Genomic DNA, 17,396 nt, shown 5'->3' on the forward strand with positions numbered 1-17,396 from the left:
CTTCGCCCACTGGCGATCCGTGATGATGTAGCGGTCAACCGGCATCCAAACCTCCTATTTGGGAAGTTTGAATCAGAAATCAGAACACTTGGGAATCCTGATACTCAACAAGCCCTAGTCCGTTCTAGGCGACCTGCGCCATCGGCGGCTCATCCTCAAAGACCAGCGCCAGAAGGATCAGCCGGGCCAGCGCGTCCAGCGCCTGACCCATGGGGGTGCGGTCGTCCAGACATGCGGCCAGCGCCCCGGCCGTCAGCCGTCGCGCCATCGCGGCGCGCGCAAAGGGCGGGTCTGCCGACGGGTGAAGCGCCGCAATACCGGTCAGCGCCAGAAAGCGGTTCTGTTGCCCCGCGCTGGCCGTGGCATCCCATTCAGCGGCGATATGGGCCGGCAAAGTGCCTGCCAAGGCCACCGGCGCGCCGATCAACCACGCCATCTGTGGCGACTGATGCGGCAGGGCGGGGCGCGGGATGCCGCGCGGACGCGACGCCCGGCCAAGGCCCAGATGTCCCCGCAATCGCAGCGCCGTACCGGCATCGCGAAAGGCCAGTGCGGCCAGATGGCCGAGGCGGTCGGCGTCCAGCAGGATCTTCGGGGGCGTCAGTCTGGCGAACCAGTCCTGCGACAAGGCCCGCGTCAGCGTGGCGGCGGCGCGCAGGCGCAGCCAGCCGTCAGCGGGGGGGCTGGCCGCGAGGCGCGCGGCAAGATGATGCGCGGCCTGCACCATCGCGCCATGCAAGGGCCGCGATTGTGGCTGAAGCGGGCGCGGCCCGCACCAGCGCCGCATGACCGCGACATGCAGTGTCAGCAGTACCGACAGGGTGGGCGTGGCGCCGGTGGGCAGGTCATGGGACGCATCGCCCTGGGCCAGCAGGGCCGGGAACGATCCGTCGGGCCGTTGCAGCGGAAACAGATGCCCCATCAGATCACGGATGTCATGGTCGGGGTCGATCAGCCGCAGGCAGGTGATGACCTGCGCCACCAGCGCGGTGCAGCGCAGGGCGGGTGCCAGCCCGGCCCAATGGCGCACCTGCGCCATGATCTCGCCGTGGCGGGCGGGATGCGACAGCCGGGGTGGTCGCGCACCATGTTGCCATAGCGCAATCAGCGTGCTGGTCCGTTCGGCCAGCAGCGCGGCGCTGACGCAGGCGGGCAGGGGCGCCAGCAGCGCGGCCTCGGCCTGCGAGGTCAGAACAGGATCGGCGGCCAGAGACAGCCGCAGCGACAGCGGCTGCGTGGGGTCCGATGAAATCTGATCGCGTGCAAGCTGCCACAGCGCCTCATCCGGCGTCAGCAGGGCACCGGCGACCAGCAGACCCGCATCCCCGTCGCGGGGCTGGCCCGCCAGCAGGCGCGCGGCGGCGCCCCGGACATGGGCGGGCGTCAGGCGGCGGCGCACCAGCACCTCGACCGGTGAGGGGCGGCCCATCAGCCCGGTCAGCGCGGGCGCAATCCGGGCGGCATGGGCCAGCACGGGCAGGTCGGGGTGATCGTCAGGCAAGGGATCGGGCAAGTCCATGACATGCTGGCGCAGCCAATCCACCGCCCGCGCAGACAACAGCCGCATGACCTGATCCAGGCAATCCATCGTGGTACACCCGCAAATACGCATGCGCAGATTGTCGCATCAGCGTCATTTTGCAATGTCGCCTTTCTGACAATTCGATACACTTTTACGCCAGCGATGCCCTTCCGGCGGCGATTGCCTTGGCCGCGCGGGCGCGGTAAAGCCCCGGCCATGACCAATCGCCCCGAACTTCCGCCCGAAATCGCCCGCCGCCGGACCTTTGCGATCATTTCGCATCCCGACGCCGGCAAGACCACGCTGACCGAGAAGTTCCTGCTGTATGGCGGCGCCATCCAGATGGCCGGTCAGGTGCGCGCCAAGGGCGAGGCGCGGCGCACGCGGTCAGACTTCATGCAGATGGAGAAGGATCGCGGCATCTCGGTCTCGGCCTCGGCGATGTCGTTCGATTTTGACACATATCGCTTCAATCTGGTGGACACGCCGGGCCACAGCGACTTTTCCGAGGATACCTATCGCACGCTGACGGCGGTGGATGCGGCGATCATGGTCATCGACGGCGCCAAGGGCGTCGAAAGCCAGACCCGCAAGCTGTTCGAGGTCTGCCGGTTGCGCGACCTGCCGATCCTGACCTTCTGCAACAAGATGGACCGCGAATCGCGCGACACCTTCGAGATCATCGACGAGATTCAGGAAAATCTGGCCATCGACGTGGCGCCTGCCAGCTGGCCGATCGGGGTCGGGCGCGAATTCATCGGCTGCTATGACATGCTGGCCGACCGGCTGGAGCTGATGGACCGCGCCGACCGCAACAAGGTCGCCGAGAGCATCGCCATCGAGGGGCTGGACGACCCGAAACTGGCCGATCACGTGCCCGCCGATCTGCTGGCAAAGCTGCGCGAAGAGGTCGAGATGGCGCGCGAACTGCTGCCCGCCTTTGACCGCCAGTCCTTTCTTGAGGGGCATATGACGCCGATCTGGTTCGGCAGCGCGATCAACAGTTTCGGCGTGCAGGAGCTGATGAAGGGCATGAGCCGGTATGGGCCGCCGCCGCAGCCGCAGAACACCGCCGGGCGCCAGATCGCACCCGAAGAGGTGCCGGTGACGGGTTTTGTCTTCAAGGTGCAGGCCAATATGGACCCCAAGCACCGCGACCGGGTGGCCTTTGTGCGCCTCGCCTCGGGCCATTTCGAACGCGGCATGAAGCTGATCCATGTGCGCAGCAAGAAGCCGATGGCGATCAGCAATCCGGTGCTGTTTCTGGCCGCCGACCGCGAACTGGCCGAAGAGGCCTGGGCGGGCGACATCATCGGCATCCCGAACCACGGTCAGCTGCGCATCGGCGATGCGCTGACCGAGGGCGAGGCTTTGCGCTTCACCGGCATCCCCAGTTTCGCGCCCGAACTGCTGCAATCGGTGCGCGCGACCGACCCGATGAAGGCCAAGCATCTGGAAAAGGCGCTGATGCAGTTCGCCGAAGAGGGCGCGGCCAAGGTGTTCAAGCCCGCCATCGGCTCGGGGTTCATCGTGGGCGTGGTGGGGGCGCTGCAATTCGAGGTGCTGGCCAGCCGGATCGAGCTGGAATACGGCATTCCCGTGCGGTTCGAGGGCAGCCAGTTCACCAGCGCCCGCTGGGTCACCGGCCCCAAGCCCAAGGTCGATGCCTTCGCCGAGGCCAACAAGGGTCATCTGGCCCATGACCATGATGGCGATCTGGTCTTTCTGACCCGGCTGCAATGGGACATCGACCGGATCGGCCGCGATCACCCCGAGCTGAAGCTGACCGCCACCAAGGAAATGATGGTTTGACGGTCTGGCCGAGCACCATTCATGACGAGGCTGAGTGGAAGCGGATACTAGATGAATTGTGTAAACCCATTCCCGCCCGGGGTTTATTACAAACGAAAGAGGCAAGAGAACGTTGGACAATCGGGCACGCGCTGCATGCCTCGCCCGGACTTTTCGGCGCCCGCTTTCCCAGTGAAATCCGGCACGGCGATGCCCCGGATTTTGTGTTACGCTATGGCCAGAGGATCGTGGGTGTGGAGGTCGTAGAGGCAATTCCGTGCGAATTGGCTCATGCATACGCTGTTGTGAACAGATCCGACGATGGTTCGGATCGTTTTCCATCTGTCCTTTCCTTCAGCGACTTCCGATCCGATGAAGTTAGAAAAACACAAGCCGAAGTGATTGAGACTGCGTGTGATTTCTCCGGCTCTGAGCCTTGGCTGGGGGACGAACCCGAAAGGCATTGGGTTGACTTTGTGTCGCGTGCCATCTGTAGAAAAATACAAAAGCAAAAGACTGGGAATTACTCATCCGTTTCGGAACTACACCTTCTCATTGCCGACGAGGTGGGTGGTCCGGCGAATGTCGATAAAGCGTGGCAGCGTCTTGTGGACAACGAGCGATTGATGGCTGACGCCGCGTCCTCATTCGCGGCGATTCATGTTCTGTCACAGAGAATGGTTCATTCCATCCCCTTTCGCAGGAGTTGCTAAACCTAGCGTGGGCAACTGTGCTGCCTTTCCCTACCCCGGTGCTTGACCGAACAGCATCCCGTCCAGTTCGCGCCCCTCGTCATCGACGGGGTGGCACCAGACGGTAAAGCCGGTCAGCACATGCGGGCCAAAGCTGCTGAGCATCGAGACATCGGCGGCGTCATGCCCGCGCGCGACGACCACGCGGCCAAGGCGGCGTTCGTTGTTGCGCGGGTCGAACGTATACCAGCGGCCCGACAGATAGACCTCGATCCATGCCGCGAAATCCATCGGCGCGTCGACCTTGGGCACGCCGATATCGCCGACATAGCCGTTGATATAGCGCGCCGGGATGTTCAGCGCCCGCAGATAGGCCAGCGCCAGATGGGCAAAGTCGCGGCAGACCCCGTCGCCGCCCTTGCTGGCATCGCTGGCGGTGCGAAAGACCGAGGCGGTGCCGTAGTCAAAGCTCAGCACCTTGTGGCCGTGATCCATGATCGCCTGCACGCGGCCCCAGCCCGGAGGCAGGTGGCCGAACAGATCCCATGCCTGCTGACTGAGCACATCGCTTTCGACATAGCGCGAGGGGGTGATGAAGGGCAGCACGTCGTCGGGCAGATCCTCGACCGGCATTTCCTGCGCGTCGGGATTGACCTCATCCCATTGCTCGGCGTCCAGCAGGGTCACGTCGCCGCGCAGCAGGAAGTCACCCGCAGGCGCGATCATGCGGCGACCGATATTGCCATACCGGTCGCGGAATTCGTGGATCGGCACGGGGGGATCGGTGGTCACGGTTTCGGGCGCGATGAAATCGCGCTGCCGTGCCGCCTCGGGGGCGACAAGGCAGATCAGGGGGGTCGGCTGTTCGACCCGGATGCGGAATTCGTGGCCGACCCGGACCCGCATCAGCCGATCTTTGCATCCATGGTGATCTCGGCATTCAGCAGCTTCGAGATCGGGCAGCCATCCTTGGCTTTTGCAGCGGTTTCCAGCACCTTGGCCTCATCCGCATCGGCGGTGATCACCGTTGTCAGATGGGCCTTCTTGACCGCGAACCCGCCGCCATCCTTGTCCATCGAGATGTCCGAGGTGGTGCGGATCGAGACGCCGGTAACCCCCTCCTGCTCCAGCATCATGGCCAGCGCCATGGAAAAGCACGAGGCATGGGCGGCGCCCACCAGTTCCTCGGGGTTGGTGCCGGGCGTGTCTTCGAACCGGGTGTTGAAGCCATAGGGCAACCCGTCAAGTGCCCCCGATTTCGTGGACACCTTGCCCTTGCCGTCTTTCAGTCCGCCTTGCCATTCGGCCGAGCCGCTGCGCGTAATCATGCTGTTCTCCTTTGCATGGGTCCGGCGACATAACGCGGATCGTAGCACAAGGTTCACGGCATCGTCGCAAGGCGTTGAGGCTCAGCGCGACCCGAACAGGCGGTGATGTTCCGAAATTGCATAGCGATCGGTCATGCCTGCCACATAATCCAGCACAAGACGCGCGCGTTCGGTCTGGTCGGGCAGGGCGCGGGCGGCCTGATCCCAATGGTCCGGCATCTGCGAGGGGTCCGTCAGGAACAGCGGAAACAGGTCGTTCAGCATCCGGGTTACGTTTTCCCGTTCGATCACCACCGAGGGGGCGCGATACATGCGGGTGAACAGGAAGGATTTGATCGCCTTGATGTTCTGATAGAGCGGCTTGGAAAAGCGGATGATCGGGCCGTCCATCGCCCGGATCTCATCGACGGAACGGGGCTGCAGGCCCGCCAGCCGGTTCTGGGCCACGGCGATCACATCCTCGACCATGACGCCAAAGACGCGGCGCAGCGCCTCATAGCGGCGTCGCGTCGGGTCCAGACCGGGATAGAGCGCGTCCACCTCGGAGAAGGCGGGGCCGATGACGGGCAGCTCGGACAGTTCGGCCTCGGTGAACAATTCGGCGCGCAAACCGTCATGCAGGTCGTGATGGTTATAGGCCACGTCATCGGCGACGGCGGCGACCTGCGCCTCGGCGCTGGCATTGGTGTGCAGCTCCAGATCCCATTCGGCAGTCACCTGCGCCAGTGCATAGGGCAGGTCGCCGGTGACAGGACCGTTATGTTTGGCGATGCCTTCCAGTGATTCCCATGTCAGGTTCAGCCCGTCGAAATCGGCGTAATGGCGTTCCAGCCGGGTCACGATCCGCAGGGCCTGCGCATTGTGGTCAAAGCCGCCATAAGGCGCCATCAGCGCGGCCAGCGCATCCTCGCCGGTATGGCCAAAGGGCGGGTGGCCCAGATCATGGGCCAGTGCCACCGTCTCGGCCAGATCGGTGTTCAGCCCCAGCGCCCCCGCGATGGTGCGGGCCACCTGCGCCACCTCGATCGTGTGGGTCAGGCGGGTGCGGAAATAATCGCCGCGCCACGCATCGCCGTCATGTTCGACGAACACCTGCGTCTTGTGCTTCAGCCGCCGGAAGGCGCTGGAATGGATGATCCGGTCCCGGTCCCGCTGCCAAGGAGAGCGGAAGGTGGACAGTTTCTCGGGGGACAGGCGCCCGCGGCTCTGATCGGGCTGGCAGGCATAGGGCGCGAATGCGGTCACGTCGGTGGCCTTCCTTGCGGGTGATCCGGCGCAACCCTATATTCGACAGTGACAGACGAAAACCGGAACGCCCCATGAACCTGCCCCCCAAAGTGACCGACCGCGCATTCACCCGACTGGCCCAGATCAACGAGGGCAAGCCGCCCGTGCCGCTGCGCGTGGCCGTGCTGGGCGGTGGCTGTTCGGGATTTCAGTATGACATCCGCATGGATGCGCCCGCCGACGATGATCTGGTGCTTGAGGGCGCGGGCCAGCGCGTCGTCGTGGACCCTGTGTCGCTGCCCTATCTGGCCGGTGCCGTGATCGACTTTACCGAAGAGCTGATTGGCGCACGGTTCGTGATCGAGAACCCGAATGCCTCCAGCAGCTGCGGCTGCGGCACCTCGTTTTCGATGTAGGCGATCTTGCCAATTCCGGCAGGCGGCGCCATGGTCGCGCCATGAAAATCGCAAGCTTCAACGTCAATGGCATCAAGGCCCGGATCGAGGCGCTGACCGGCTGGCTGTCGGACACCGACGCCGATCTGGTCGTGCTGCAGGAAATCAAATCCGTGGACGAGGGGTTTCCCCGCGCCCATGTCGAGGATCTGGGCTGGCAGGTCGAGACCCACGGCCAGAAGGGCTTTAACGGCGTCGCGATCCTGTCGCGCCTGCCGCTGGAAGATGTGACCCGTGGCCTGCCCGGTGATGAGACCGACGAACAGGCGCGCTATATCGAGGCGACGGTCGTGGGGGCGCAGGCGGTGCGGATCGCGGGGCTGTATCTGCCCAATGGCAACCCGGCGCCGGGGCCGAAATACGATTACAAGCTGGGCTGGATGGCGCGGCTGCAGGCCCGCGCCGCCGATCTGCTGGCGCTGGAAATGCCGGTGGTGATGCTGGGCGATTACAACATCATCCCCGAGGCCCGCGACGTGGCCAATCCACAGAACTGGACCGAGGATGCGCTGTTCCTGCCGCAAAGCCGGGCTGCGTATCGCGCGATTGTCCATCAGGGCTGGACCGATGCGATCCGCATCCGCGATCCCTGGGGCACGCGTGGGCCGTTCACCTTCTGGGATTATCAGGCGGGGGCGTGGAACAAGGATGACGGCATCCGCATCGACCATCTGCTGCTGTCGCCGCAGGCCGCCGATCTGATGGTCGATGCCGGGGTCGAGCGCGAGGTGCGGGCGGGCGACAAGCCAAGCGATCACGTTCCGGTCTGGGTGCGGCTGGCGGCCTAGATCACCCCTCAGATCACCAGAATGCCGGAATGCTTGGCCTTGTGCTCGGGCTCGACATGGATGGTGATCTGCGCGTCGGGCAGGCGGTCCTTGAGCGAGGTCTCGATCCGGTCACAGATGTCATGCGCCTCGGCCACGGTGGTCTGGCCGTCCACGACCAGATGAAAGTCGATGAAGGTCGCGCGCCCGGCATGGCGGGTGCGCAGGTCATGCGCCTCGATCGCGCCGGTGCCGGTGTCCGAGATGATCGCCTGAATGTCGCGCAGGGTGGCCTGCGGCACGGCCTCGTCCATCAGCCCCGACAGCGAGGCGGTCGTGACCTTCCAGCCCGACCACAGGATATTGATGCCGACCAGCATCGCCAGAATCGGGTCGAGGATCATCCAGCCGGTCGCCAGCGCCAGACCAACGCCCAGCAGCACCCCGAGCGATGAGATGACATCGGTCAGCAGGTGCTTGCCGTCGGCCACCAGCGCGGGCGAACGACGCTTGCGCCCCTCGCGCAGCAGCACCCAGCACCACGCCCCGTTCAGCACCGATGCGGCCGCGTTGATGGCCATGCCCAGCCCGGCCTGCTCGATCTCGCGCGGGGTCTGCAGGGCGCCCCACGCCTCGCGCAGGATCAGCAGCGCGGCCAGAATGATCAGCACACCTTCCAGTACGGCGCTGATGAATTCCGCCTTGTCGTGACCATAGGGGTGCACCTGATCGGCGGGGCGCTGCGCGACCTGAATCGCGATCACCGCCGCCACCGCCGCCGCCACGTTCACGATGCTTTCCAGTGCGTCGGACAGCAGAGCAACCGAGCCGGTCAGCCACCATGCAAGGGTCTTGAGCGCCAGAACCACAAGACCCAGCACGATGCTGCCAATGGCAATCTTAAGCGTTCCGGTCATGGCGGCCCTGAATGTCTGGTGCGTTTGGGCAAGCATGTGACAGAAGGTCGCCCCGATCACAAGGCCAGTTGCAACTGGCTTTCTTTTTTGATTGACTGATCATTCAATATAAAGCAATTTAACTGTCATATCCCAAGCGGCCTGATGGTCGTGCCGACACTGCGCCAGCGGCTGCACCCTTGGTTTTCGGGGGCACATCAGCTGCGCGCATCCGGTCGGCGCCCCTGTTTCGTGACGCAGCACAGCAAGGATCAGATATGACGCCCATCATCACCGTCGCCTATCTCAGCGTTCTCGGTTGCGCGCTGTTCGTGCTGGTCCGCTGGCCGCGCCTGAAATGCCGGGGCGAAAGCCCGGTCGGGCTGTTCACGCTGATCGCGCTGCTGTTCACGGCGGGGCTGGACATGGGGCTGGTGATGCTGCCGCTGACCGAGTTTCCGGTCTATGAATCCGACCCGGCCTTTGGCTTTACCAACCCGCTGGCCGTCGAGTTCGGGATGTGGGGGCCGCTGGTCTGGCTGATGTATTTCGTCACCACCTTCTATTTCGTCGCCATCGAGCCGCGCCTGCGCCTGTTCGAGATCCCCGCGATCAAGCTGGTCTATAACCTGACCGTCATCGCCACCTGCTCGTTCACCTGTTTCCTGTTCATGTCGAACCTGCCCAGCTATGCGCCCGATCTGTCGCAGGGCGCGATCTGGGCGCTGGTGCTGACCGTGATCGCCGCCGCTGTCATCTCCAGCGGCGATATGCGGGTGATGAAATGGCTGGCGATCGTGTCCAGCTATGGGTTCGGCGTGCTGGCCTTTACCGCGCTGGCGATGATCGCCTTTGTCTACAGCCGCGTGGACATGTCGGACTTTTTCGCCAGCGTCGGCCTGTTGCTGGATTATTTCCGCCACCTGCCGCGCTTTGCCACGCCCATCGGGGATTATCACGAATTCTATCTGTTCTGGTGGTTCGCATGGTCGATCATGATCGGGCAGTTCGTCGCCCGTTTCGTCGGCGGGCTGCCGGTCTGGCAACTGGCGCTGGCCATGGTCGCGCTGCCTGCCATTCCGCTGGGGCTGTGGTTCTCGGTGCTGTTCGTCTATCATCAAAGCCAGATCGTCATTCCCGGCTGGCTGAACTGGTTCATGATCGTGGTGGGGGTGGTGTTCGTCATCAACTCGCTGGACAGCCTGATCCGGCTTTATTCCGCCAATCTGGGCTGGACGCGCGCGCGGCTGGGGTCATGGGCCTATTACCCGCTGCACGGGTTCCTGCAGGCCGGGCTGGTCGCGGCCTATGTCTTTACGCCGTTTGAAATCCAGTGGGTGGGGCTGGTCGTGGCCGGGCTCTATGGCGCGATCTATCTGCTGCTGATCCGGCATCTGCCCAAGCTGGCCGACCTGTCCCGCGCCCCTTCGTCAACCTGAAGCGGCGCGGGGAGGAGGGGGCGTCAGGTCTCTTCCTTGCTGTCATCGCCAAAGGCCGCGTCGTCCGAGAACTCATCCTCGCCCTCGTTGACGTATTTGGCGCTGAGCGCGATCGAGTGGTTGTCGTGGATCGGGTCCATCACGACATCCGAGGGGATTTCCCCCATCAGCCATTCGCGCAGTTCCTCGCGGATCTCGGAGGGTTCCTGCCCGGTCGCCTCGGCCAGATAGGTCACAAAGGCGCGCTGGTCGCCGTCGATCTCGTCCAGATCGCTGTCGTCGGCCTCGGGCCATTTGTCGATGATCGCCTCGTAAAAGGCCGTCCAGTTTTCCTGCACATGGTGCCACTTCATCTTCAGTAACCTCCTGCGGGGATGCCGCCCTGAACCCAGCGCGCAGCCCCGCTAATGTCCTCGCCCATCCCGGCGACGGTGTTGCATCCGGCCAGTATGCCACAAGCCATGACTGTAACCCAAAACATCCGCATCAGTTCGCCTCCTGCCACCAGACTTCCGGCAAAAATCCCGGCCAGTCACCGTAAATGGGGATTGTCTCGGGGTATTTGAGGCTGACCGAATGTGCCAGCCGCGAGGCGGGCGAGAAACTGACCGGGATCACATAGCGCCCTGCGGTCAGCACCCGGTCCAGCGCCTTCACGGCCGAGGCGAAATCCTCGGCATCCGCGGCGTTCACCATCTCGTCGATCATCGCCTCGGCGGCGGGGCTGGACATGCCCATCCAGTTACGGCTGCCCGGCTCGGTCACGCCGGCCGCGCCCCAATACAGCCGTTGTTCGTTGCCGGGTGACAGCGACAGCCCGCGTTCATACCAGGCCATGTCGAACTGATAATTGTTCGTGCGCTCGACATATTGCGCCGAATCCAGCAGCGTGATGGGCGGGGTGATGCCAAGCGGGCGCAGCGCCTCGACATAGATGTTCACGACCTGCTGCGTCTCGGAGCCGGTGCGCATCGCGGTGCCCGACTGGTTCAGCACGATCTCGAAGGCAAAGGGCTGGCCGTCTGCATTGCGCATCTGGCCGTCCTTCACGCTCCAGCCCGCCTCTTCCATCAGCGCCAGCGCGCGGCGCAGGCCAGCGCGGTCCATGGCGCGGTCGCTGCCCTCGGGCAGGCTGTAGCCCTCCAGCGTGCCGGGGGGCAGATCATCGGCAAAGGGCGCCAGCAGTTCGGCCACGCGGCCGGTGGCCGGACCCTCATCCATCCCCAGAACCGAGTTCGAGAAATACGAGGTGATGCGCGGATCGACGCCGCCGTTCAGCGTCTGGTTGATGAAGTTGAAGTTGAACATCTCGATCATGGCCTGACGCACGCGCCAGTCGGCAAAGATCGGGTTGCGGCTGTTCATCACCAGCCCGACGATGCCGGACGGGCGCTGGTGGGGGATTTCGGACAGCACCACCTGACCGTTGGTCACGAGGGGAAAGTTGTACTCTGCGGCCCATTTCTGCGCAGACAATTCACGCCAGACGGTGACCTCGCCCGCCTTGAACGCCTCGAACATGGCATTGGTGTCGCCGAAATAGTCATAGCGGATCGTGTCGAAATTATAGAGCCCCTGCGTCACCCCCAGATCATTCGCCCAATAGTCGGGGTTGCGCCGGAAGGTGACCGAGCGCCCCGGATCGACGCGGTCGATCACATAGGCGCCCGAGCCGATGGGCGGTTCCAGACTGGAATCGCTGAACGCCTGCCCTTCCCATTGCGCCTTTTTCAGGATCGGGCGCATGCCCATCAGCATGACCAGCTCGCGGTCGTCTTCGGAAAAGGTAAAGCGGATGCTGCGCTCGCCGGTCTGCTCCATCGCGGCGACCTTGGACCAGGCGCCCAGATAGCGCGGATGACCCTCGGTCCCCAGCGTCTCGTAGGACCACATCACATCCTCGACCGTGACCGGGCTGCCATCCGAAAAGCGGGCCTCGGGGCGCAGGGTGAATTCGACCCAGGAACGGTCGGGTGCGGTCTCGACCGACTCGGCCAGCAGCCCGTAAAGGGTGAACGGCTCGTCGATCGAGCGGATCATCAGCGTCTCGGCCACATGGACGCCGACGCCCCAGGCCGCGTTGCCTTTCAGAACCCAGGGCTTGAGGCTGTCGAATCCCCCCGGCTCGGCCAGGCGAATCGTGCCGCCCTTGGGGGCCTGAGGATTCGCGTATGGCAGGTGCGAGAACCCCTCGGCCAGCGCAGGTTCTCCATACATTGCAATGCCATGGGCCGGCTCGGCAAGGCTTGCCAGCGGCATTGCTGCAACACCGATGCCGGTCGCGGCGATCACGGGAAAGACAGTCCCGATCGCGCATTCGTTAAGGATTCTTAAGATTCGCATTGCCCGCTGCCCCGTCTTGTTCTGCTTTCCCCGGATAACAACAGCTTCCGAAAGGAGGCGTCAACCAAGCCTGCAAGAACTGTGTTGGACTCGGGCGAACACTCGCGTATAAATAACTCACTGCTCGATAGGTTTCTTGCCTGTATGAAACCTGCCTCATGACTTGCGCCCGCCTTGTGCGGGCGCTTTTTTTTGCCCAAGCTGCGGGCGCGAAACCGGGGCCCGCGGGCCTGCGTTCACAATCGCAAGAGGCACCAAGAGGAGCAGCAGATGTTCGAGAGATTTCTGACCGGCAAGACCGCCATCATCACCGGGTCCACATCGGGAATCGGTCTGGGCATGGCCGAACGGCTGGCCCGCGCGGGCGCCAACGTCGTGCTGAACAGCTTCACCGATGACGACAAGGATCACGAGGCCGCCCGCCGGATCGCCGCCGGATGCAGTGTCACCGCGCGCTATATTCAGGCCGACATGTCCAGGGGCGATCAGTGCCGCGCGCTGATCGAACAGGCCGGGGCCTGCGACATTCTGGTCAACAACGCGGGCATCCAGCATGTCGCCGCGATCCCCGATTTCCCCACCGACAAATGGGACGCGATCATCGCGATCAACCTGTCTTCGGCCTTTCACACCACCGCCGCCGCCCTGCCGATGATGCGCAAGGCGGGCTGGGGCCGTGTGATCAACGTAGCCTCGGCCCACGGGCTGACCGCCAGCCCCTATAAATCGGCCTATGTCGCCGCCAAGCACGGCATTGTCGGCCTGACCAAGGTGACCGGGCTGGAGACCGCGCGCGAGCCGATCACCGCCAACGCGATCTGTCCGGGCTATGTGCTGACGCCGCTGGTCGAAAGCCAGATCCCCGACACGATGGAGAAATACGGCATGAGCCGCGACGAGGTGATCGAAAAGGTGTTGCTGGAGCGTCAGCCCTCGAAGGAATTCGCCACCACCGATCAGCTGGGCGACACAGCCGTGTTCCTGTGCAGCGATGCCGCCGCCCAGATCACCGGCACCACGATCAGCGTCGATGGCGGCTGGACGGCGCTTTAGGCCACAGCCCGGACCGGTCAGTTCAGGAACCTGTGATCACCCTCGGCGTTCGTCCTTCAGATCAACATGAAGGAGAATGTGATGAAGGGTCTGATTGCGTGGTTTCTGGGCGTCCCGGTTTTTGTGATCATCCTGCTGTATCTGATCGGCATCTTCTGATCCGCCCCGGGCGGCAGCCGCAGACGAAGCAGACGAGAACGCCCCGCCAGACCGGCGGGGCGTTTTTACATTGGCCGAAAGACGGGTCGGCCCGGTCAGGCCAGCGCATCCTGAATCGCGCGGATATCGGCGTTGGTCATGGTCTTGGGCAGTTCCTTGCGCAGACGGAACTGCAGTTCCTTGTGGTAATGCTTGCGCATCACGCCGAGGGTCGAGGGGTCGGCGACAATGACCACATCATCGACCTTGTTCTTCAGGACCAGCGCGTTGAGGTGGCGCGTCAGCTGCACGGCAAAGGCGGCCTCTTCCTCGTCACGCGGAGAGATCTCATCAAACTCCGGCGTGGTGGCGGGGTCCGACAGGCTTTCCGGGGTGACACGGCGCGGGTCGGTCAGTTCGATCCCGTGCCGCGCCTCGTTTCGAAAGAGGGTCGCAGAATGACCGTCGGCCACCACCACCAGCGCGTTCTGAGGTAGCATGATACTCTCCTTTTTATTGTGCTCGCCCCGGTTCAACGCCCGCCATCGCGCCGGGTTGCACGCGCTTGGCTGCAGCCCAGACAAAAGCGGCGGATTCGCGCGACCGCCTCGGTCAGCCGTTCGTCGCTGGTGGCGTAGGACACCCGGAAATGCGGGCTGAGGCCGAAGGCCGCGCCAAAGACCACCGCGACGCCCTCATCATCCAGCAGCGCGTTGGCAAAGGCCTCGTCGCTGTCGATCAGAATGCCGCTTGCGGTGGTCCTGCCGATCAGCCCGGCGATCGAGGGGTAGACATAAAACGCCCCCTGCGGCACCGGGCAGTCGATGCCGGGACAGGCATTCAGACCCGCAACCACCAGATCGCGGCGGCGCTGGAACACCGCGCGGCTGTCGTGGATATAGTCCTGCGGCCCGGTCAGCGCCGCCTCGGCGGCATATTGGCTGACCGAGCAGGGGTTGCTGGTCGATTGCGACTGCAGCTTGGCCATGGCGCGGATCAGCGCCTCGGGGGCGGCACCATAGCCGATGCGCCAGCCGGTCATGGCATAGGATTTGCTGACCCCGTTCATGGTCAGCACCCGGTCCTTCAGGCGCGGCTCGACCTGCGCCGGGGTGCAGAATTCAAACCCGTCGAACACCAGATGCTCGTAGATGTCATCGCTCAGCACCCAGACATGCGGGTGACGCAGCAGCACATCGGTCAGCGCCCGCATCGACGCGCGGTCATAGCCCGCCCCCGAGGGGTTCGAGGGCGAATTCAGCATCAGCCACTTGGTGCGCGGCGTGATCGCGGCCTCCAGCGCCTGCGGGGTCAGGCGAAAGCCCGCCTCGATCCCGCATTCGACGATGACCGGCGTGCCGCCCGCCAGCAGCACCATGTCGGGATAGCTGACCCAGTAAGGCGCGGGCACGATCACCTCGTCGCCCGCATCCAGCGTCGCCATCAGCGCATTGAACAGGATCTGCTTGCCGCCGGTGCCGACCGTGATCTGCGCGGGCGTGTACTCCAGCCCGTTCTCGCGCGCGAATTTGGCCGCGATGGCGCGTTTCAGCGAGGGCGTGCCGTCGACCGCCGTATAGCGCGTATGGCCTGCATCAATCGCGGCCTTGGCGGCGTCGCGGATGTTCAGCGGCGTGTCGAAATCCGGCTCGCCCGCCGACAGCGCGAGAATGTCGCGCCCCTGGGCCGCCAGTTCGGCGGCGCGCATGGTCATTGCGATGGTGGGCGAGGGCTTGATGCGGGCAAGCCGGTCGGACAGGAACGCCATCTGGGGCCTCGTCGGTTTGATCTCGGGACCGGCATGGCTTACGATGCGGCGGGGCGCGCGGCAAGCGAGGGTGCGATGAGCGACGATATCTATGCCGACACGGTGGCGACCTTGGGCGACCGGCTGACGGCGGCGCGCGAGGCGGCGGGCCTCAGCGTCGATCAGCTGGCGGGCGAGCTGGGCGTGCGACCCGAAACGCAGCTGGGCTGGGAGGTGGATCAGGCCGAGCCCGGCGCGCCGTTGCTGAACCAGATCGCCGGGCGGCTGGAGGTTTCGCCTCAATGGCTGTTGACGGGGCAGGGCGAGGCGCCGCAAGAGCTGTCGCAGAACGCGGCGGTGCTGGACGAGCTGCGCACGCTGCGCAACCTGCTGAGCGAGGCCACCGCCCGCATCGACCGTCTGCAAGAGGCATTGAGCAATGGCTGACATGACCAACGAGACCGCCGGGAACCGCCTGCGCCGCCTGCACATGCGCAGCTGGCGCCGGGGCATGAAAGAGATGGACCTGATTCTGGGCCATTTCGCCGATGACTGCCTTGCCACGCTGACGCCCGATGATCTGGCGCAATACGAGCGGCTGCTGTCCGAGAACGATCAGGATCTGTATCTGTGGGTCACCGCCCGGATCGGCGACAGCCCGGCACCGGGTGACCGCGCCGCGCCAGACCCGGTTTTTGCGCCGATCCTCGACCGCATTGCGGGCCATGCGGCAACCCGTTTCCGAACTGCATAAAATTCATCGCATCACCTGCACAAAAAAAGGGCCGATTAACCGGGGATTGTCTTTTTGCTGCGAATGTCGGGCCATGACGAACCGGACAGGACAGCGAAAGACAATGCTTGCCCACGCGCCCCGCGACCCACTCCCCTCTGCGAACCTGCCGGATGATGCAGGTCTGTCCGACAATTCCGAGGCTTATCTTGAGGCGCTTCGCCTGCTGGAACGGATGCACCGGCTGATGCTGGATCTGGTCAAGGACGAATTCGAACGCCTGCGCCAGACCGACCTGACCCCGGTTCAGGCCATGATCATCTACAATCTGGGCGAGGCCGAGGTCAGCGCGGGCGAGCTGCGATCCCGTGGCATGTATCAGGGGTCGAATGTCAGCTATAATCTGAAAAAGCTGGTGGCGATGGGCTATGTCCATCACGAACGCTGCGATCTGGACCGCCGGTCGGTGCGCGTCAGGCTGACGCCCGAGGGGCAGCGGGTGCGCGACATGGTGCACCAGATGTTCCTGCGCCACGCCAAAGGCCTGGGAATGTCGGGCGTGCTGGACGACCCGCCGCTGGACGAGGTGAACATGCAGATGCGCCGGATCGAGCGTTTCTGGACTGAACAGATCCGCTATATCTACTGATCACGGCGGCCCGGTGGGGCAGGGCGCCCCACACCCCTGCGCGCGGGGGTCGCCCTTTGCGCCTGACAGCAGGCGCCTCCTCCGGCTGTTACCAGTGGCCGGTGTTTTCCATGCTGGCCCAGGGCTCTTGCGGGGGCAGAGCATCACCTTCCTGCAGCAGCTCGATCGAGATATTGTCGGGGCTGCGCACGAACGCCATATGGCCGTCGCGCGGGGGGCGGTTGATGATGACACCGGCATCCATCAGGCTCTGGCACAGGTCGTAGATATTGCCGGTGCGATAGGCCAGATGGCCGAAATGGCGGCTGTCCGAGGGCAGGCCCTCATCGCCGTCCCAGTTATATGTCAGCTCGACCGGGCAGTCGGGCTGGCCCGGCGGCGCCATGAAAACCAGCGTGAAACGGCCCTTTTCGCTGTCGGTGCGGCGGGTTTCCTCCAGCCCCAGCAGGCGGAAGAACGCCATCGTCTTGTCCAGATCCTTCACGCGGACCATCGTGTGCAGATAGCGGATCGTCATGGGCATCTCCTGTCATTCCGGGCGCAGCCTGACACGGGCGCGCCCGGCAGACAACACGGGTGCTGCGCGCTGCGTTCCCGGTTGTCGGACCGGCGATCA

Annotated in this window: 19 protein-coding genes; 9 read left to right on the forward strand and 10 right to left on the reverse strand. The window is 64.3% G+C overall.

Annotated features, from left to right (window positions below; genetic code table 11):
- Window positions 1-124 precede the first annotated feature (124 nt).
- Complete coding sequence (locus ACK41U_RS07215) at window positions 125-1,567, reverse strand: hypothetical protein (RefSeq protein ID WP_409677729.1); 1,443 nt, start codon at window positions 1,565-1,567, stop codon at window positions 125-127.
- Window positions 1,568-1,738: 171 nt separating this feature from the next.
- Here ACK41U_RS07215 and ACK41U_RS07220 point away from each other — a divergent pair, with 171 nt between their 5' ends.
- Both ACK41U_RS07220 and ACK41U_RS07225 read left to right on the forward strand, forming a co-directional pair.
- Window positions 1,739-3,334 (forward strand): peptide chain release factor 3, encoded by a 1,596-nt coding sequence (locus ACK41U_RS07220; RefSeq protein WP_409677731.1) that lies wholly within the window; start codon window positions 1,739-1,741, stop codon window positions 3,332-3,334.
- Window positions 3,331-4,026 carry a hypothetical protein gene (locus ACK41U_RS07225; protein ID WP_409677733.1) on the forward strand — a complete coding sequence of 232 codons (696 nt, stop codon included), beginning with the start codon at window positions 3,331-3,333 and terminating at the stop codon, window positions 4,024-4,026. Before ACK41U_RS07220 ends, ACK41U_RS07225 begins: the two co-directional genes overlap by 4 nt.
- A gap of 30 nt (window positions 4,027-4,056) precedes the next feature.
- Here the strand turns inward: ACK41U_RS07225 and ACK41U_RS07230 are convergent, their stop codons facing one another.
- From ACK41U_RS07230 to ACK41U_RS07240, 3 genes are all read right to left on the reverse strand, one after another.
- Window positions 4,057-4,911: a transglutaminase-like domain-containing protein gene (locus ACK41U_RS07230; RefSeq protein ID WP_409677735.1), complete on the reverse strand. Its 855-nt coding sequence runs from the start codon at window positions 4,909-4,911 to the stop codon at window positions 4,057-4,059.
- Window positions 4,911-5,333 (reverse strand): OsmC family protein, encoded by a 423-nt coding sequence (locus ACK41U_RS07235; RefSeq protein ID WP_409677737.1) that lies wholly within the window; start codon window positions 5,331-5,333, stop codon window positions 4,911-4,913. Before ACK41U_RS07235 ends, ACK41U_RS07230 begins: the two co-directional genes overlap by 1 nt.
- 81 nt (window positions 5,334-5,414) lie before the next feature.
- Entirely contained in the window at window positions 5,415-6,578 is a 1,164-nt protein-coding gene (locus ACK41U_RS07240; protein ID WP_409677739.1) for a deoxyguanosinetriphosphate triphosphohydrolase, read from the reverse strand.
- A gap of 74 nt (window positions 6,579-6,652) precedes the next feature.
- Here ACK41U_RS07240 and ACK41U_RS07245 point away from each other — a divergent pair, with 74 nt between their 5' ends.
- Window positions 6,653-6,976 (forward strand): HesB/IscA family protein, encoded by a 324-nt coding sequence (locus ACK41U_RS07245; protein WP_409677741.1) that lies wholly within the window; start codon window positions 6,653-6,655, stop codon window positions 6,974-6,976.
- Window positions 6,977-7,017: 41 nt separating this feature from the next.
- A complete protein-coding gene (xth, locus tag ACK41U_RS07250) occupies window positions 7,018-7,803 on the forward strand; it encodes an exodeoxyribonuclease III (RefSeq protein ID WP_409677743.1) in 786 nt (261 codons plus the stop codon).
- An 8-nt stretch (window positions 7,804-7,811) separates the two neighbouring features.
- Here the strand turns inward: xth and ACK41U_RS07255 are convergent, their stop codons facing one another.
- The gene (locus tag ACK41U_RS07255) at window positions 7,812-8,699 is read right to left on the reverse strand and encodes a cation diffusion facilitator family transporter (protein ID WP_409677745.1); all 888 of its coding nucleotides are present in this window, start codon (window positions 8,697-8,699) and stop codon (window positions 7,812-7,814) included.
- 257 nt (window positions 8,700-8,956) lie between these two features.
- Here ACK41U_RS07255 and ACK41U_RS07260 point away from each other — a divergent pair, with 257 nt between their 5' ends.
- Entirely contained in the window at window positions 8,957-10,117 is a 1,161-nt protein-coding gene (locus ACK41U_RS07260) for a BCCT family transporter (protein ID WP_409677747.1), read from the forward strand.
- 23 nt (window positions 10,118-10,140) lie between these two features.
- Here the strand turns inward: ACK41U_RS07260 and ACK41U_RS07265 are convergent, their stop codons facing one another.
- Window positions 10,141-10,470: a hypothetical protein gene (locus ACK41U_RS07265; protein WP_409677749.1), complete on the reverse strand. Its 330-nt coding sequence runs from the start codon at window positions 10,468-10,470 to the stop codon at window positions 10,141-10,143.
- Between the two features lie 133 nt (window positions 10,471-10,603).
- Window positions 10,604-12,460, reverse strand: a complete 1,857-nt coding sequence (locus ACK41U_RS07270; RefSeq protein WP_409677750.1) for an extracellular solute-binding protein — start codon at window positions 12,458-12,460, stop codon at window positions 10,604-10,606.
- A gap of 270 nt (window positions 12,461-12,730) precedes the next feature.
- Between ACK41U_RS07270 and ACK41U_RS07275 the strand changes: the two genes are divergently transcribed.
- Entirely contained in the window at window positions 12,731-13,513 is a 783-nt protein-coding gene (locus ACK41U_RS07275) for a 3-hydroxybutyrate dehydrogenase (protein ID WP_409677751.1), read from the forward strand.
- 254 nt (window positions 13,514-13,767) lie between these two features.
- Here the strand turns inward: ACK41U_RS07275 and ACK41U_RS07280 are convergent, their stop codons facing one another.
- Window positions 13,768-14,151 carry a host attachment protein gene (locus ACK41U_RS07280; RefSeq protein ID WP_409677753.1) on the reverse strand — a complete coding sequence of 128 codons (384 nt, stop codon included), beginning with the start codon at window positions 14,149-14,151 and terminating at the stop codon, window positions 13,768-13,770.
- Window positions 14,152-14,183: 32 nt separating this feature from the next.
- Entirely contained in the window at window positions 14,184-15,419 is a 1,236-nt protein-coding gene (locus ACK41U_RS07285; protein ID WP_409677755.1) for a pyridoxal phosphate-dependent aminotransferase, read from the reverse strand.
- A gap of 75 nt (window positions 15,420-15,494) precedes the next feature.
- Here ACK41U_RS07285 and ACK41U_RS07290 point away from each other — a divergent pair, with 75 nt between their 5' ends.
- The 3 genes from ACK41U_RS07290 (at window position 15,495) to ACK41U_RS07300 (ending at window position 16,780) form a co-directional block, all read left to right on the forward strand.
- Complete coding sequence (locus tag ACK41U_RS07290; RefSeq protein ID WP_409677757.1) at window positions 15,495-15,845, forward strand: helix-turn-helix transcriptional regulator; 351 nt, start codon at window positions 15,495-15,497, stop codon at window positions 15,843-15,845.
- The gene (locus tag ACK41U_RS07295) at window positions 15,838-16,152 is read left to right on the forward strand and encodes a succinate dehydrogenase assembly factor 2 (RefSeq protein WP_409677759.1); all 315 of its coding nucleotides are present in this window, start codon (window positions 15,838-15,840) and stop codon (window positions 16,150-16,152) included. Before ACK41U_RS07290 ends, ACK41U_RS07295 begins: the two co-directional genes overlap by 8 nt.
- A gap of 214 nt (window positions 16,153-16,366) precedes the next feature.
- Window positions 16,367-16,780, forward strand: coding sequence for a MarR family winged helix-turn-helix transcriptional regulator (locus ACK41U_RS07300; RefSeq protein WP_409677907.1), 414 nt, complete (start codon window positions 16,367-16,369; stop codon window positions 16,778-16,780).
- An 88-nt stretch (window positions 16,781-16,868) separates the two neighbouring features.
- Here ACK41U_RS07300 and ACK41U_RS07305 read toward each other — a convergent pair whose 3' ends face one another.
- Window positions 16,869-17,297: a VOC family protein gene (locus ACK41U_RS07305; protein WP_409677761.1), complete on the reverse strand. Its 429-nt coding sequence runs from the start codon at window positions 17,295-17,297 to the stop codon at window positions 16,869-16,871.
- Window positions 17,298-17,396 lie beyond the last annotated feature (99 nt).

This window comes from Paracoccus sp. (in: a-proteobacteria) (genome assembly GCF_046289755.1).
Taxonomy (GTDB): domain Bacteria; phylum Pseudomonadota; class Alphaproteobacteria; order Rhodobacterales; family Rhodobacteraceae; genus Paracoccus.

Excerpts from the sequence above, each read along its gene's own strand:
- xth (WP_409677743.1), top strand. The coding sequence starts at position 7,018 with ATGAAAATCGCAAGCTTCAACGTCAATGGCATCAAGGCCCGGATCGAG.
- ACK41U_RS07235 (WP_409677737.1), bottom strand. The coding sequence starts at position 5,333 with ATGATTACGCGCAGCGGCTCGGCCGAATGGCAAGGCGGACTGAAAGAC.
- ACK41U_RS07265 (WP_409677749.1), bottom strand. The coding sequence starts at position 10,470 with ATGAAGTGGCACCATGTGCAGGAAAACTGGACGGCCTTTTACGAGGCG.
- ACK41U_RS07230 (WP_409677735.1), bottom strand. The coding sequence starts at position 4,911 with ATGCGGGTCCGGGTCGGCCACGAATTCCGCATCCGGGTCGAACAGCCG.
- ACK41U_RS07305 (WP_409677761.1), bottom strand. The coding sequence starts at position 17,297 with ATGACGATCCGCTATCTGCACACGATGGTCCGCGTGAAGGATCTGGAC.
- ACK41U_RS07290 (WP_409677757.1), top strand. The coding sequence starts at position 15,495 with ATGAGCGACGATATCTATGCCGACACGGTGGCGACCTTGGGCGACCGG.
- ACK41U_RS07275 (WP_409677751.1), top strand. The coding sequence starts at position 12,731 with ATGTTCGAGAGATTTCTGACCGGCAAGACCGCCATCATCACCGGGTCC.
- ACK41U_RS07270 (WP_409677750.1), bottom strand. The coding sequence starts at position 12,460 with ATGCGAATCTTAAGAATCCTTAACGAATGCGCGATCGGGACTGTCTTT.
- ACK41U_RS07220 (WP_409677731.1), top strand. The coding sequence starts at position 1,739 with ATGACCAATCGCCCCGAACTTCCGCCCGAAATCGCCCGCCGCCGGACC.
- ACK41U_RS07295 (WP_409677759.1), top strand. The coding sequence starts at position 15,838 with ATGGCTGACATGACCAACGAGACCGCCGGGAACCGCCTGCGCCGCCTG.
- ACK41U_RS07260 (WP_409677747.1), top strand. The coding sequence starts at position 8,957 with ATGACGCCCATCATCACCGTCGCCTATCTCAGCGTTCTCGGTTGCGCG.
- ACK41U_RS07255 (WP_409677745.1), bottom strand. The coding sequence starts at position 8,699 with ATGACCGGAACGCTTAAGATTGCCATTGGCAGCATCGTGCTGGGTCTT.
- ACK41U_RS07280 (WP_409677753.1), bottom strand. The coding sequence starts at position 14,151 with ATGCTACCTCAGAACGCGCTGGTGGTGGTGGCCGACGGTCATTCTGCG.
- ACK41U_RS07245 (WP_409677741.1), top strand. The coding sequence starts at position 6,653 with ATGAACCTGCCCCCCAAAGTGACCGACCGCGCATTCACCCGACTGGCC.
- ACK41U_RS07300 (WP_409677907.1), top strand. The coding sequence starts at position 16,367 with ATGCACCGGCTGATGCTGGATCTGGTCAAGGACGAATTCGAACGCCTG.
- ACK41U_RS07285 (WP_409677755.1), bottom strand. The coding sequence starts at position 15,419 with ATGGCGTTCCTGTCCGACCGGCTTGCCCGCATCAAGCCCTCGCCCACC.
- ACK41U_RS07215 (WP_409677729.1), bottom strand. The coding sequence starts at position 1,567 with ATGCGGCTGTTGTCTGCGCGGGCGGTGGATTGGCTGCGCCAGCATGTC.